At 74.7% G+C, this 14,497-nt stretch carries 11 protein-coding genes, 3 pseudogenes and 1 riboswitch; of the genes and pseudogenes, 7 read left to right on the top strand and 7 right to left on the bottom strand.

Translation table 11 applies throughout. From position 1 onward, the window contains the following. Nucleotides 1–142: 142 nt before the first annotated feature. From EV374_RS27130 to EV374_RS27120, 3 genes are all read right to left on the bottom strand, one after another. Nucleotides 143–1,147, bottom strand: a complete 1,005-nt coding sequence (locus tag EV374_RS27130; protein ID WP_132239992.1) for an inorganic phosphate transporter — start codon at nt 1,145–1,147, stop codon at nt 143–145. Nucleotides 1,148–1,151: 4 nt separating this feature from the next. Then, the gene (locus EV374_RS27125; protein ID WP_132239991.1) at nt 1,152–1,778 is read right to left on the bottom strand and encodes a DUF47 domain-containing protein; all 627 of its coding nucleotides are present in this window, start codon (nt 1,776–1,778) and stop codon (nt 1,152–1,154) included. A gap of 143 nt (nt 1,779–1,921) precedes the next feature. Next, nucleotides 1,922–2,824 (bottom strand): PPK2 family polyphosphate kinase, encoded by a 903-nt coding sequence (locus EV374_RS27120; protein WP_132239990.1) that lies wholly within the window; start codon nt 2,822–2,824, stop codon nt 1,922–1,924. 338 nt (nt 2,825–3,162) lie between these two features. Here EV374_RS27120 and sigJ point away from each other — a divergent pair, with 338 nt between their 5' ends. After that, nucleotides 3,163–4,119 carry an RNA polymerase sigma factor SigJ gene (sigJ, locus tag EV374_RS27115; protein WP_486485991.1) on the top strand — a complete coding sequence of 319 codons (957 nt, stop codon included), beginning with the start codon at nt 3,163–3,165 and terminating at the stop codon, nt 4,117–4,119. A gap of 79 nt (nt 4,120–4,198) precedes the next feature. Here the strand turns inward: sigJ and EV374_RS27110 are convergent, their stop codons facing one another. Further along, nucleotides 4,199–4,705, bottom strand: a complete 507-nt coding sequence (locus tag EV374_RS27110; protein WP_132239988.1) for a ribonuclease FAU-1 family protein — start codon at nt 4,703–4,705, stop codon at nt 4,199–4,201. A gap of 69 nt (nt 4,706–4,774) precedes the next feature. Here EV374_RS27110 and EV374_RS33635 point away from each other — a divergent pair. Further along, nucleotides 4,775–6,195 (top strand): annotated as a pseudogene (locus EV374_RS33635) (ATP-dependent DNA helicase); the annotation flags it as partial. 150 nt (nt 6,196–6,345) lie between these two features. Beyond that, nucleotides 6,346–7,041: pseudogene (locus tag EV374_RS33630) on the top strand (ATP-dependent DNA helicase); the annotation flags it as partial. Nucleotides 7,042–7,045: 4 nt separating this feature from the next. On the opposite strand, the gene EV374_RS27100 reads toward EV374_RS33630, so the two are convergent. Further along, a complete protein-coding gene (locus EV374_RS27100; RefSeq protein ID WP_486485989.1) occupies nt 7,046–8,344 on the bottom strand; it encodes an AI-2E family transporter in 1,299 nt (432 codons plus the stop codon). 157 nt (nt 8,345–8,501) lie between these two features. On the opposite strand from EV374_RS27100, the gene EV374_RS27095 reads away from it, so the two are divergent. Next, a complete protein-coding gene (locus EV374_RS27095) occupies nt 8,502–8,840 on the top strand; it encodes a GroES family chaperonin (protein WP_121400053.1) in 339 nt (112 codons plus the stop codon). 100 nt (nt 8,841–8,940) lie between these two features. Then, entirely contained in the window at nt 8,941–9,108 is a 168-nt protein-coding gene (locus tag EV374_RS32785; protein ID WP_165947924.1) for a hypothetical protein, read from the top strand. Nucleotides 9,109–9,117: 9 nt separating this feature from the next. Here the strand turns inward: EV374_RS32785 and EV374_RS27090 are convergent, their stop codons facing one another. After that, nucleotides 9,118–10,605 carry a PrsW family intramembrane metalloprotease gene (locus EV374_RS27090; RefSeq protein WP_132239986.1) on the bottom strand — a complete coding sequence of 496 codons (1,488 nt, stop codon included), beginning with the start codon at nt 10,603–10,605 and terminating at the stop codon, nt 9,118–9,120. A gap of 22 nt (nt 10,606–10,627) precedes the next feature. Beyond that, nucleotides 10,628–10,747, top strand: a riboswitch (SAM riboswitch). Between the two features lie 46 nt (nt 10,748–10,793). Between EV374_RS27090 and EV374_RS27085 the strand changes: the two genes are divergently transcribed. After that, nucleotides 10,794–12,074: an aminotransferase class V-fold PLP-dependent enzyme gene (locus tag EV374_RS27085; RefSeq protein WP_132239985.1), complete on the top strand. Its 1,281-nt coding sequence runs from the start codon at nt 10,794–10,796 to the stop codon at nt 12,072–12,074. Between the two features lie 78 nt (nt 12,075–12,152). Here the strand turns inward: EV374_RS27085 and EV374_RS27080 are convergent, their stop codons facing one another. After that, entirely contained in the window at nt 12,153–13,049 is an 897-nt protein-coding gene (locus tag EV374_RS27080; RefSeq protein ID WP_486485988.1) for a DMT family transporter, read from the bottom strand. A 40-nt stretch (nt 13,050–13,089) separates the two neighbouring features. On the opposite strand from EV374_RS27080, the pseudogene EV374_RS27075 reads away from it, so the two are divergent. Next, nucleotides 13,090–14,482: pseudogene (locus tag EV374_RS27075) on the top strand (aminotransferase-like domain-containing protein). The last annotated feature ends 15 nt before the right edge of the window (nt 14,483–14,497 follow it).

Raw genomic sequence — 14,497 nt, 5'->3', positions numbered from 1 at the left:
CTTCTTCGCTCCCTGCGGCCGGCGATCTCCACGGATCTCGAACACTGCAACCCCTGATCAGGTCAGGCGTTGCAACGATCCCTAGAACCCAAGCGCATAGCGTTAGCAAGGGGCCCTTCCTTACACCGGCGTCCGCACAGCCTCAGCTGAAGAGCGGGCGGACCAGGAAGTACATCAGGGCGCCGATCGAGCCGGCGGCCGGGAAGGTGAGGATCCACGCCCCGACGATGTTGCCGGCCACGCCCCACCGGACGGCGGAGAGCCGCTTGGTGGCGCCGACACCCATGATCGCCGAGGTGATCGTGTGGGTCGTCGAGATCGGCGCGCCGAGGACCAGCGCGTTGAAGTAGAGCACCCCGCTGGCGACGGTCTCGGCGGCGAAGCCCTCCGGCGGCCGGAGGTCGATGATCTTACGACCCAGGGTCCGGATGATCCGCCAACCACCGGCGTACGTGCCGGCGGCCAGCACGGCGGCCGACGTCCAGAACGCCCACTCCGGGATGAAGCTGGGGTCGTCCTGGTAGCCGCCGACGTAGAGGGCGAGCACCACGATGCCGATGGTCTTGGCGGCGTCCTGCATGCCGTGGCCGACCGACATGGCGGCGGCGGACGCGGTCTGCGCCCAGCGGAAGCCACGGTTGAGCCGGCCCGGGTGCCCCTTCCGGAAGATCCACTGCACGGCGATCATGACGATGTAGCCGAGCACGAAGCCGACCATCGGCGAGAGGACCATCGGGATGATCACGCTTTCCCCGATGCCGGTCCAGAGGACCGTGCCGGACGCGGCGACGGTCGAGCCGACCAGGCCGCCGATCAGCGCGTGCGACGAGGACGACGGCAGGCCGAAGTACCAGGTGACCAGGTTCCACACGATCGCGCCGATCACGCCTGCGAAGACGATGCCGAGGCTCGCCGTGCCGGTGGGCAGTTTCACCAGCCCGCTGCCGACGGTCTTGGCGACCTCGGCGCCGAAGTGGGCGCCGATGAAGTTGCCGACCGCCGCCATGGCCAGGGCCACCCGGGGTGTGAGCGCCCGGGTGGAGATGCTGGTCGCGATCGCGTTGGCGGCGTCGTGGAAGCCGTTGGTGTAGTCGAACGCCAACGCCACCGCGATCACCGCCAGCACGGCGATGAGTTCGGGACTCACAGGATCAGGACTCCTTGACCGCGATGGTCTCGACGGTGTTGGCCACGTGCTCGAAGGCGTCGCAGGCGGCCTCCAGCTCGTCGGCGACCTCCTTCATCTTCAGCACGGTCAGCGCGTCGTACTCGCCGGAGAAGAGGCGGACCAGCAGCATCCGGTACACCTGGTCGCCGTCGTTCTCCAGCCGGTTGCACTCGATCCAGTAGTCCTCGAGATCCTTCATCGACCTCAGTCGCGGCATCGCGTCGGCGGTCAGCTTCGCCTGCGCGTCCAGGACGTTGACCATCTCGTGCATCTCGCGGGGCAGCGAGGGGAGCTTGGTCAGGCCGTAGAGGTAGAGCAGGTTGCCGACCGCTTCGAGGTGGTCCATCACGTCGTCGAGCAGCGACCCGAGCCGGTAGATGTCCTCCCGGTCGAACGGCGTGATGAAGGTCGAGTTGATCTTCTTGTACAACTCGTGGGTGATCTGGTCGCTGTCGTGCTCCACCTCGGTGAGCCGCTCGCTGACCGACTGCACCTCCACCCCGGGCAGGGCCAGCTCGTTGAGCAGTTCGGTGCCCTTCACCAGGTTCTGCGCGGCCCTGGTGAAGAGCTCGTAGAAGGCGCCCTCGTTCGGGCGGAAGGAAAACTTCACAGCACGGACCTCGTCGTGTCGGTGGAAGGGTGGCGGTCGCCCGGAGGGTGCCCGCCTGGGAATGCTAGAAAACGACGGAACCGGGAATCGCGCGGCCTCCCCCAGGTCAGGCCACATTCACCGGTCGTTCACCTGCTGTTCACCTACGCCGTTCTCTCCGATCCCAGCAGCCGCTCCCGTTCGCGCCGGACGTCGAAACCGGCAGGCGGATACCCGAGATCGAGAGTGTCGAACGTCTCGCGGAGCAGGTGCGCGACGGCCCAGTCGCGGTACCACTTGCGGTCCGCCGGCACCACGTACCAGGGCGCGGCGTCCGTGCCGCACCGGCCCAGGGCTTCGGCGTACGCGGCCTGGTAGTCGTCCCAGCGGGCGCGGGCGTCGACGTCCGAGGGGTCGTACTTCCAGTGCTTGCGCGGCTCGTCCAGCCGCTCCAGCAGCCGCCGGCCCTGCTCGGCGTACGAGATGTGCAGGAACACCTTCACCAGGGCCACCCCGGCCTCGGCCTGCTCCCGCTCGAACGCGTTGATCTCGTCGTACCTGGCCTGCCAGATCGACTCGGGCACCAGCGACTCGACGCGCGCCACGAGCACGTCCTCGTAGTGCGAGCGGTTGAAGACCCCGACGTAACCGGGCGGCGGCAGCGCCCGCCGGATCCGCCACAGGAAGTCGTGCCGCAGCTCCTCGGGGGTGGGCGGGCCGAACGAGCGGACGTGCAGGCCCAGCGGGTTCATCGCGCCGGCCACGCGCTTGACGGTGCCGTCCTTGCCCCCGCTGTCCATCGCCTGGAGCACCAGCAGCACGCGACGCCCACCCGCCCCACGGGCCCCCTCGACGCCGCCAGCCGCCGACTGCCGGGCCTTGGCCTCGGCGAAGAGCATCTCCTGCTGCCTGCCCAGTTCCGCGCCGATCAGCGTGAGCTGGCCACGGGCCCACTCCTTGCGCTGCGGGCCGGTCACCTCCCGCCCCGGCAGCCCGGGCGTCGACCGGGGATCGACCGCCCCGAGGTCGACCGCCCCGCCGGGCGCCACCCGGAGCAGCTCCCGCATCGTCCCTCCGACCGGCCCCACGACGACGTCGGCCCGACCCACGGCATCGCGGCCCACGCCGCTCCCCTCGACCCCTCGCATCACCGGATCATGACCCACATCCGCCCCACCCGCCCGCCAACCCCGCCCACACCCCACCCCGACCCCGGGCCCGTCCCCGGTCCCGGGGCCGTCGATCATGCACTTGTGCCGGGTGGAATAGCCTACTTGGCCCGTTATGCGGGGCACCACGACTGCATGATCGACGGCGGTCTTGGGGTGTGGGGGTCGGGGCGGGAGAATTGCGGGCGGGCGGGGCGGTCGCGCCCCGGCAGTGGAGCGGGGGCAGCGTGCGGGAGATGGTGGCGGAGTTCGAGGCCGAGCGGGGGCGGCTGCTGGGGGCGGCGCACCGGATGCTGGGCAGCCGCAGCGAGGCCGAGGACGCCGTGCAGGAGACCTGGCTGCGGTACGCCGCCGCGCTCGCCGACCCGGCGGCCCGCGCCGAGATCCGGCACCTCGGCGCCTGGCTGACCACCACCTGCGCCCGGATCTGCCTGGACGTGCTCCGCTCGGCCCGGGTACGGCGCGAGGCGTACCCCGGCCAGTGGCTGCCGGAGCCGGTGGTGACGCCGCTCGACCAGGGCCCGCGCCCCGACGGCTTCGCGCCCGACCCCGCGGAGCGGGCGGTCCGCGCCGATCAGGTCGGCACCGCCCTGCTGGTGGTGCTGGAACGCCTCGCGCCGGAGCAGCGGGTGGCCTTCGTGCTGCACGACGTCTTCGCCGTGCCGTTCGCCCAGATCGCCGAGGTGCTCGGTACGACGGACGCCGCCGCCCGCCAACTCGCCTCCCGGGCCCGCCGGGCGGTGCACGCGCCCGACGCGCCCCGGCACACTGCCGACGCGGTCGAGCAGCGTCACGTGCTCGCCGCCTTCGTGACCGCCGTCGAGTCGGGCGACCTTGCCGCGCTGGTACGGGTGCTCGCCCCGGACGTGGTCGCCATCGGCGACAGCGGCGGCCACTTCCCGGCGGCCCGGCGGCCGGTGCTCGGGGCCGACGCGGTGGCCCGCTTCCTCCTGGGTCTGTTCGGGCGTGCCGGGCGCTACGGCGGGACGCTGCGCTCCCGTCGGGTGCTCGTCGACGGCGTCGAGGGCCTGCACCTGGAGACCCGGCACGCGGACGGGCGACCGCTGCGGGTGGTGGCCGCCCTCACGGTGGACGAGGGCCGGGTGACCGGGGTCTTCCACCAGCTGAATCCGGAGAAGCTGGGCGACCTGCCGCCGCTGGCGGAGGAGGACGGCTGGCCGCCGCGCTGGTGACACCCGGCGTCCCCGTCGGCGGGCGGCCAGACCCGCTGACCCCGGCGGTTCCGCCGTCGGATGCCGGCCGCGCCGACGGTCAGACCACCAGGGCCAGCCACTTCCGGTACGACGTGGCGAACGGCTCGGTGCCGTCGCCCAGTGCGTCGAGGAGCCACCGGGCCGCCGCCTCGGCCTGCGACACCACGTCGTCGGGGTAGCCGAAGCGGGCCCGGTGCTCGGCGAACTCGTCCTCGTCGCGCAGCTCCACCAGGCCGGTGGTCCGGCGGCGCACCACGTCGAGGTCGAGGTCGATGAGGTGGACGGTGTCGTCGTTCTCCCAGCGGGCCGGGCTGGCGATGTCGCAGTAGACCTCGCTGGTCCGTGGCGGCGGGTTGAACATGCCGGTCCACCAGGCGTGGTGCGGCACCAGGAGGACGAACGGGATCTGCTCCACCGACGGCCGGCCGTGGTAGACGGACTTCGTGCCCTCGGTCACGCCGAGCCAGACGCCGAGCTCGTCCTCGGCCAGCCGGCGGGCCGGGTAGTCGCGGTGGGCGCTGCCGTCGTACTTGCGGTAGATCACGCGGACCACGTCGCTCGGCATGAGTCGCACCCTAACCGATACCGCCCATCCATCGCCGCACGGAAGTAACCGGACGCGGTCGGTGGGAGACCGTACCGTGACGACGCCACGCCCGGATCGGCGCGGCCGGTGTCGGGGACGACGGGTACCGTCGCACGGTGACTCCGCGCCTCGCCACCGGTTCCGCCGCCCCCTCGCCCCGCACCGGAGGCCGGCGGCGGGGCGCCCGGCCGAGCGGAGTGGAGCTGCTCGCCGCCGCGGTCGGCGCGGTGCCGGGCGGGGCGGCGCGTCCCGGCCAGCAGCAGATGGCGACCGCCATCGAGGAGTGCGTGCAGGCGCGGGAGCACCTGCTGGTGCAGGCCGGCACGGGCACCGGCAAGTCGCTGGCCTACCTGACGCCCGCGCTGACCGTGGACGGCCCGGTGGTGGTCTCCACGGCCACCCTGGCGTTGCAGTCCCAGCTGGTCGACCACGACCTGCCCCGGCTCGCCGACGCCGTGGAGCCGGTGCTCGGCCGGCGGCCCACCTTCGCGGTGCTGAAGGGGCGGCACCACTACCTCTGCCTGGCCCGGCTGGACAACTCCACGGAGGACGAGCCGGAGGACACCCTCTTCGACGCCCCGGCGGCGCGCCCCGGCGGCGGCACGAAGTGGCTCGGCGAGGCGGGGCGGCTCGGCAAGCAGGTGCAGCGGCTGCGCGACTGGGCGGAGAAGACCGACACCGGCGACCGCGACGAGCTGGACCCGGGCGTCGACGACCAGGCCTGGCGGCTGGTCTCCATGCCGGCCCGGGAATGTGTCGGCGCGTCCCGCTGCCCGTTCGGCGCGGAGTGCTTCGCCGAGGCGTCCCGGGCCCGCGCCCGGGAGGCCGACATCGTGGTCACCAACCACAGCCTGCTCGCGGTGGACATGCTGGCCGGCCGGCACATCGTGCCGCCGCACAAGCTGCTCATCGTCGACGAGGCACACGAGCTGGCCGACCGGGTCTCCTCCGCCGCGCAGGCCGAGCTGGTGCCGGAGCTGATCGACCGCTCCGCGAAGCGGGCCCGCCCGCTGTTGCGGCCGGACGTCGCCGAGTCGCTGACCGCGGCCGGCGACGCCCTGGCCGTCGGGCTGGCCGAGGCGCCGGCCGGGCGGATCACCTCGGGGCTGCCGTCCCCGTTGCGTGAGGCGTGCACCCTGCTCGACGCGGCCACCCGGGCGGCGCTCGACGCGATCGGCGACGTCAAGGCCGACGACCCGGACCCGGTGCGCAAGCAGCAGGCCAAGGCGGTGCTCGACGAGCTCTCCGCCACCGCGCAGCGGCTGCTGGAGGAGGCCGACCACGACGTCGCCTGGGTGGAGAAGAACGACAACACCGGCCGCCGGGCGCTGGTGGTCGCGCCGCTCTCGGTCGCCGGCACGCTCGCCACTCATCTCTACGAGGAGCGCACGGTCGTCGCCACCTCGGCGACGCTGACGCTGGGCGGCCGGTTCGACACGGTGGCCCGGGCGCTGGGCCTGGAGGCGCCCCCGGCCGACCCGCCGTCACCGGCCGCCGCCGCGCTGGCCGCCAGGTCCGCCGGGCGCCCCGGCGCCGCACCGGCACGAGGCACCGGACCGTCTGACGGCGGCGCGGCCCAGGGCGGCCGGGCGCAGGACGGCGCCGCACAGGGTGGCGCAGCGGGGGCTCCGGCCACCTCGGGGCCGGGCTGGCGTTCCCTCGACGTCGGCTCGCCGTTCGACTACCCCCGGCAGGGCATCCTGTACGTCGCCGCGCACCTGCCCCGGCCCAGCGTCTCCGGGCTGCCCGACGCGGCCGGCGAGGAGCTGCTCGAGCTCGTCACCGCGCTCGGCGGGCGTACCCTCGGCCTCTTCTCCTCCCGGCGGGCCGCGCAGCAGGCGGCGGAGCTGCTGCGCGCGCGGACCGACCTGCCGGTCCTGCTCCAGGGCGAGGAGGCGCTGCCGCTGCTGGTCCGCCGGTTCCGGGAGGAGAAGTCCAGCTGCCTGTTCGGGGTGATGTCACTCTGGCAGGGCGTCGACGTGCCGGGCGACTCCTGCCAGCTGGTGGTCATCGACCGGTTGCCCTTCCCCCGGCCGGACGAGCCGCTGGCGGCGGCGCGGGCCGCGGCGGTGGACGCCGGCGGGGGGTCGGGTTTCGCGGCGGTCAGCGTGCCGATCGCCGCGATCCGGCTGGCCCAGGGGGTGGGGCGGCTGATCCGGTCGACGGGCGACAAGGGCGTGGTGGCGGTCCTCGACTCGCGCCTGGAGACGGCCCGGGGCTACGGGCCGTTCCTGCGCCGGTCGCTGCCGCCGTTCTGGTACACCACCCGGCCGGAGGTCGCCCGGGGCGCCCTCGACCGCCTCGCCAAGGTCTGACCCGTCAGGGCGCCTGGGAGGCGACGACGACGGCGTCGGGCGGGGTGTCCGGAACGGTGCGGGCGGCGAGCCGCCGGACGGCCGTGTTGAGCACGGCGATCAGCGGCACCGAGACCAGCGCGCCGGTGATCCCGGCGAGGACCACGCCGGCCGCGATGCCGATGATGACCGCGAGCGGGTGGATGGCCACCGCCCGGCCCATGATCAGCGGCTGGAGGAGGTGCCCCTCCACCTGCTGCACCCCGATCACCGCGCCGAGGATGATCAGCGCGGTCACCGGGCCGCTGTCGACCAGCGCGACCAGGACCGCGACGACGCCCGACAGGGTCGCACCGACGATCGGGATGAACGCACCGAGGAAGACCAGCGCGGCGAGCGGGAAGGCGAACGGGATGTCGAAGATGACCAGGAAGACGCCGATGCCGACCGCGTCGATGAAGGCGACCAGCACGGTCGCCCGGACGTAGGCGACCAGCGTCGCCCAGGACGCCCGCCCGGCGTCGTCGACCTTCCAGCGGGCGGCCACCGGCAGGAGCCGGACCAGGAAGCGCCAGATCTTGTTGCCGTCGCGCAGAAAGAAGAACGTGGCGAAGAGCACCAGCAGCGTGCCGGTCAGCACCTCAGCCAGCGTGGCGGCCGTGGAGAGGGCGCCGCTGGTGAACTTCTCGGTGTTGTTGTTGATCCACTTCTGGCCCTCCTCGATGTAGTTGTCGAGTTGGCCGTCGGAGAGGTGCAGCGGGCCGGTCTTCAGCCAGTCCTGGATCTGCCGGACGCCCTCGGAGGACTTCTTGCTCAGCTCCGGCACGCCCTGGATGAACTCGTTCACCACCAGGGTCAGCGTCCCGATCACCGCGGCCAGGCCGCCCACCAGCACCACCGCCGTCGCCATGGACCGGGGAAGGCGGGCCCGCAGCAGCCAGCCGACCGCCGGCGCGAGCAGCGCCGAGAGCAGCAGCGCGACGGCCAGCGGGATGACCACGATCCGGACGGTGCCGACGACCTTCAGCAGCGCCCAGGCCACGACGCCGATCACGATCAGCCGCCAGGACCACGCGGCGGCGATCCGCAACGCGTGCGGCACGTCCGCGTCGTCCCGGCTGGAGGTGGAGTTGTGCATCGCCCCGGGCGGCGGGGCGCCGACGACGGTCGCGGACGGCGCCGCCACCGGGCCGGGGGACGTCGGCGAGGCCACGCCGGCCGACTCGGGGCCGTCGACCGGATCCGTGCGGCGTGCCCGCGCCGCCTCCCGGCCCGACTCGTACGCGCGACGGAGCCGTCCGCGGATCTGCTCGAAGCGGCTCAAGCGCACCTCCTGGCAAGAGACCGGCCCGCCCACGCCGGTGGGCGGACAGGATACGTCCGACGACGCCACCGTAGGGCAGGTCCGCCACACATTGCCCCCGGCCCCCGGCGCGTAACCGCCCACGGACCGCCGACCGGGACACGGTAGCGTCTGCGGCGTGACCGCCGACCAGAATCTCGACTCCAAGCTGCCGATCCGCCTGCTGCACGACCGTGTGCTGGTGCGGATGGAGGGGAGCGAGGGTGAGCGACGCTCCACCGCCGGCATCGTGATTCCGGCGACCGCCGCCGTGGGCAAGCGGCTGGCCTGGGCCACCGCCGTGGGCGTGGGGCCGAACGTGCGCGCCATCGTCTCGGGCGACCGGGTCCTCTTCGACCCCGACGACCGCTCCGAGGTCGAACTGCACGGCCGCGGGTACGTGCTGCTGCGCGAACGCGACGTGCACGCCGTGGCCGCCGAGCGGGTCGAGAACGACTCCACCGGCCTCTACCTCTGAGCCCACCCCCGGCCCGCCCACCCGGATGAGGGCGCCGGTGCCGTTTGCGTCGCCCCCCGCCGGGAAGCCAGCCGCATCACCGGCCCTGGGGAGGGACGCGATGCCGGTACTCGTGAAGAAGATTCTGCTCTGGGGGAGCGTCGCGTTCCTGATCTACTTCATGGCCTTCCGGCCGGAGGGCGCGGCGGAGATGTTCAAGGCGATCGGGGCGGGACTGATGGCGATGGCGCAGGGCCTCGGTGACTTCCTCACCAGCCTGATGACCTGACGACCGGGCTCAGGGGCGGCCGGGGTGCCACGGCGCCGGCGGCTGCTGGCCGTACCAGCCGGGCGGGCCGAAGCCGGCCGGTGGCGGGGGTGGCGGGACGAGCACCACCGGGATCGGCACGACGGGCTCGTCCGGCGCCTCGACCGACCGCTGCGTGCCGTCCGGGAACCGCAGGTGGTAGCGGTGCCCGTCCCAGATTCCCGCCGGCACCTGCGGATCCCGGCCCACGAAGAACGACCGGTACGCGCCGATCGCCTCCAGCAGCTCCCGCTCCTCCCGCGCGGTCCGCTCCCGGTCCGCCGGACGCCGGTCCAGGCCACGCAGTGCGCCGTCGCGCAGCAGCGCCAGCCGGGTCGCCGCGAACTGGTAGCCACGCATCGCCCTCAGCCCGCCGTCGCCGGCCACCCGCTTGGCCCACACCCGGGCCGCGTGCCGCCGCCCCAGGCTGCTCAGCGCCGCCACCTCCGGCGGGGTCAGCCAGCCCGCCCGCACGTAGTCCGGCAGCATCCGCTCGGTGAGCCGCCCCTCCCAGGCCCGCAGCCACAGGGCGAGCCCGACCATGGCGAAGAAGACCGGCACCATCACGCCGATGAAGCCGTACAACATGATCAACGCTTGGCCGGTGGCCTGGGTGAGCGTCGGCAGCAGGTTCCACAGCCCGTGCAGCATCATCGCCAGCAGCAGGCCGGCGAGCGGGGCGAGCACCCGGACCCACCGGCTGGCGGTGCGCGCGGCGATGCCCAGCCCCACCCCCGTCATGGAGGTGAAGAGCGGGTGGGCGAAGCCGAAGAGCAGGATCCGGACGATGAAGATGGCGATGACCTGCTGGGTGCCGGTCGCCGGCCCGTACCGCTCCGCGCCGCTGGCGTAGCCGTGGCCGCCCAGGTAGAGGATGTTCTCCACCATGGCGAAGCCGATCGCGGAGAGCCCGCAGTAGACCAGCGCGTCGGTGATCCCGGAGATCTCCCGCCGGCGGAAGATCAGCAGCAGGATCGGCCCGATGGCCTTGGTCAGCTCCTCGATGAACGGCGCGACCAGCACCGCGGTCAGCGCGGTCGGCAGCCCCCAGTCCTCGAACAGCCCGGCGGAGAACTCGTTGACGGTCAGCGAGGCCGCGGTGGAGACGAACGCCCCCCAGGCGAAGCAGAAGATCAGGTACTTCAGGGGCTCCGGCTCGTAGCGGTCCAGCCAGAGGAAACAGGCCACCAGCACCGGAACCGGGAGGATCGCGGCGGCCACGCCGATCAGCAGCGCCTCGACGCCCAGGTTCTCGCCCAGCGTGAAGAGCATGAACAGCGCGCACGCCGCGATGAACAGGACGGCGCCGGCCAGCACCAGGGCCCGACGCCACCCCAACCGACGCAGCGGCATCCCGGGCCCCGACCCACCGGGCGGCGGGACGGCGGGCGCGGTCGGCGACGGCGGCAGGGGTGCGCCGGGCGGGGTGTCGGCCATGCGGTCAGCGTAGCCATCCCCGGCCGCCTGGTCCGGCCGCATTCACCCGGCTATGCTGCGGGCAGGTCACGAGCGCCAGCGTCAAGCCCCGGCTTGCTGGCCGGCAACCCTCGTCGAGTTCGCGGTGGGGTGCCCCGGGTGATGACCGGGCCCGGCCCGATCGCGTGCCGGGCAAGCGCGGACCCCGCCCGTGTGCGCCCACCCGGGGTCCCTGGACCCGGAGGTCGGCCATGACCGTCACCCTCGTACCCCCGCCCGCGCCGCAGCCGCCCGCCGTCGCCGACCCGCTCGACGTGCTCGGCGTACCCGGCCAGGTGAACCTCGACTACGCGGCCACCGCGCCCTGCGCGCGGGCCGCGGCCGACGCGGTGGCCGAGCTGCTGCCCTGGTACGCCAGCGTGCACCGCGGCGCCGGGGCGCTGTCGCGGCGCTGCACCCTCGCCTACGAGCGCGCCCGGCAGGCGGTCGGCGACTTCCTCGGCGCCCGCGCCAGCGACCACGTGGTCTTCACCCGCAACACCACCGACGCGCTGAACCTGCTGGCCCGGGCGCTGCCCGCCGGCACGACGGTGGTCACCTTCGGCGGGGAGCACCACGCCAACCTGCTGCCCTGGCCGCGTGGCTCGGTGCGGCTGCCGGTGCCCCCGGATCCCGCCGGGGCGGTCCGCGCGCTGGACGCGGCGCTCGGCGAGCTGCGCAGGCCGGCCCCGTCGAGCCCCCGCAGCGCGCAGCAGGGCCCGCCCGTGCTGGTGGCGGTGACCGCCGCGAGCAACGTGACCGGGGAGCGCTGGCCGGTGGCCGAGCTGGCCCGGGTGGCCCGGCGGCACGGCGCCCGGATCGCGGTGGACGCCGCGCAGCTCGCCCCGCACGCGCCGGTGGACGTCGCCGCCCTCGACGTCGACTACCTCGCGCTCTCCGGCCACAAGCTGTACGCCCCGTTCGGCGCGGGGGTGCTCGTCGGGCGCGCGGACTGGCTGGACGCCGCGCCGCCGTACCTGGCCGGCGGGGGCGCCACCAGCCACGTCGGGGCGGCCACCCACGACGTACGGTGGGCGACCGGCCCGGCCCGGCACGAGGCGGGCACCCCGAACCTGCTCGGCGCGGTCGCCCTGGCAGCGGTCTGCGCCGCGCTGGCCGACGCGGACCGGGCCGCCCTGCACGACGCCGAGCAGGCTCTGCTGACCCGGCTGCGCGAGGGCCTCGCGGCCCTGCCGCACGTGCTGGAGCTGCGCATGTTCGGGCCGGCGGCGCCCCGGGTGGGGATCGTGTCGTTCGTGGTGGCCGGCCGGGACTCGACGGAGGTGGCGGCGGAACTCGCGGCGACGTACGACATCGGGGTGCGCGACGGCCTCTTCTGCGCCCACCCGCTGGCCCGGCGGCTGCTCGACGAGGCGGCCGCCCGCAGCGGCCGGCGGGACCTGCCGCCGACCGCCCTGCGCGCCAGCATCGGCCTGGGCAGCACGACCGGGCACGTGGACCGGCTGCTCGCCGCCCTCGCCGCGCTGGCCTGACCGACCGGGAGCACCCGCCGGCCCACTCCCCCGGGCCGGCGGGGCGGCCGATTCCGGTGCGCCCCCACACCGTCCCCGTCAGGCCCTCCCCACCGCGGCTGCCGGCGCGCGGTCGCGGGTGCGCTGGATCAGCACCACACACGCCAGCACGGCCACCGCCGCCGCGATCGAGGCAGGGGTGACGGCCTCGCCGAGCAGCAGCGCCGACCAGGCCAGGGTGAGCACCGGCTGGGCGAGCTGGACCTGCCCGACCTGCGCGACGCCGCCCCGGGCCAGGCCCGCGTACCAGGCGAAGAAGCCCAGGAACATGGAGACCACGGTGAGGTAGCCGAACGCCGACCAGGCGACGGGGTCGGCGCGCGGCGGGGCGGCCACGGCGGCGACGACCATGACGGGCACGGTGACGGGCAGCGAGAGCAGCAACGCCCAGCAGATCGTCCGGGCGCCGCCCAGCTCGCGGGCGAGCGCTCCGCCCTCGGCGTACCCCAGGCCGCAGAGCACGACCGCCGCGAGCAGGAACAGGTCGGGCGGGGCGAGGGCCCCGCGTACCGCGCCGCTGGCGCCGAGGAAGGCGAGCACCGCCAGCAGCCCGCCGGCGCTGGCGGCCCAGAACAGCGGCGGCGGTCGCTCACCGGCCCGCAGCACCGCGAACACGGCGGTCATGGCGGGCAGCACGGTGATGACGACCGCGCCGTGCGCGGAGGTCTGGGTGCTGAGCGCCAGCGAGGTGAACAGCGGGAAACCGACGACGACGCCGAGGGCGACGACCGTCAGCCGGCGCCACTGACCGCGCGTGGGCCGCGGGGCGCCGGTGGATCGCAGGTACGCCCAGGCCAGCAGCGCCGCGCCGACGGCCCGGCCGAAGGCGACGAACCACGGGTCGAGCTGTTGCACGGCGACGCGGGTCGCGGGCAGCGACATGCTGAAGGCGAGCACGCCCAGCGCGCCGAGGGCGAGACCGACCTTCCGGTCCACCGTTACCGTGGTCCTGACAGTAGCGCTACTGTTCCCGTTCATGAATGACGGTAACGCAGCCGACCGCGTCGTCCAAGACCTGCGCGGGCTCGCGGCTGCCGCGGATCCCGGCACGCGGCTGCCCTCGGTGCGCGAGCTGACCGCCCGGCACCAGGCCTCCCCGGTCACCGTCGCCGAGGCCGTCCGCCAGCTCGTGGCTGAGGGCCTGGTCGAGACGCGAGCCGGCAGGGGCACCTTCGTGGCCGCGGCGCCACGCGAGTGGCGCGCCCCCGACCTGTCGTGGCAGACCGTGGCGCTCGGCCCCCGCCGGCCGGGCGAGGACGAGATGCAGGCGCTACTGGCGTTACCGCCCGCAGGAGCGATCCCGCTGTCGGGGGGCTACCTGGACGGGGAGCTGCAACCCGCCGCCGCGCTCGGGGCCGCGCTCACCCGCGCCGCCCGGCAGCCCGCGTCCTGGCGGCGCGGGCCGGCCGAGGGGCGCGAAGACCTGCGCGCCTGGTTCGCCCGCGAGTCGGGGGCCGGGCTGCGCGCCGAGGACATGGTGGTCTGCCCGGGCGGACAGGCCGCCCTGTCGTCCGCGCTGCGGGCGCTCGCCGCGCCCGGCGACGCCCTGCTCGTCGAGTCGCCGACCTACCTGGGCGCGCTGGCCGCCGCCCGGGCGGCCGGCCTCCGGGTGGTGCCCGTGCCCGCCGACGCCGACGGGGTACGCCCCGACCAGCTCGCCGCCGCGTTCGCCCGCACCGGCGCCCGGCTGTTCTACTGCCAGCCGCTGTACGCCAACCCGCACGGCGCGACGCTCGCGGAGGACCGCCGGGCCCGGGTCGCCGAGGCCGTACGCGACGCCGGGGCGTTCCTCATCGAGGACGACTACGCCCGCGACCTCACCATCGACGGCCAGGCCCCGCCACCGCTGGCCGCCGACGACCCCGACGGGCACGTCGTCTACCTGCGTTCGCTGACCAAGTCGACCGCTCCCGGGTTGCGTGTCGCCGCGATCGGCGCCCGCGGCCCGGCCGGCGCCCGGCTGCGGGCGGCCCGGCTGCTCGACGACTTCTTCGTCGCCGGGCCACTGCAACAGGCCACGGTCGAGTTCGTCACCACCCCGGCCTGGGCGCGCCACCGCCGCGCCCTGCGCACCGCCCTGCGGACCCGCCGCGAGGCGCTGCTGACCGCGCTCCGCCGGCACCTGCCGGAGCTGGCCCGGCAGCCGGTCCCGCGCGGCGGCATGCACCTGTGGGTACGCCTGCCGGAGGGCACCGACGACGTCACGCTGGCCGCCGCCGCGGCAGCCGAAGGCGTCGTCGTCCTCCCCGGCCGCCCCTGGTACGCCGCCGAACCCCCGGCCCCCCCACCTCCGCCTCACCTACGCCGCCGCCCCGCCCGACCTCATGGACGAGGCCGTCCGCCGCCTCGCCCGCGCGCTGCGGATCTGACCGGGTCGACGGGGG

This window comes from Micromonospora sp. CNZ303, from assembly GCF_004345505.1.
This window is presented reverse-complemented; position numbering and strand designations above follow the sequence as displayed.

Coding starts and splice junctions, on each gene's coding strand:
- EV374_RS27120 (WP_132239990.1), bottom strand. CDS start 2,824: ATGCGGGAGCTGCTCCGGGTGGCGCCCGGCGGGGCGGTCGACCTCGGG.
- EV374_RS27090 (WP_132239986.1), bottom strand. CDS start 10,605: ATGCGGCCGGACCAGGCGGCCGGGGATGGCTACGCTGACCGCATGGCC.
- EV374_RS27110 (WP_132239988.1), bottom strand. CDS start 4,705: ATGCCGAGCGACGTGGTCCGCGTGATCTACCGCAAGTACGACGGCAGC.
- EV374_RS27085 (WP_132239985.1), top strand. CDS start 10,794: ATGACCGTCACCCTCGTACCCCCGCCCGCGCCGCAGCCGCCCGCCGTC.
- EV374_RS32785 (WP_165947924.1), top strand. CDS start 8,941: ATGCCGGTACTCGTGAAGAAGATTCTGCTCTGGGGGAGCGTCGCGTTC.
- sigJ (WP_486485991.1), top strand. CDS start 3,163: ATGGTGGCGGAGTTCGAGGCCGAGCGGGGGCGGCTGCTGGGGGCGGCG.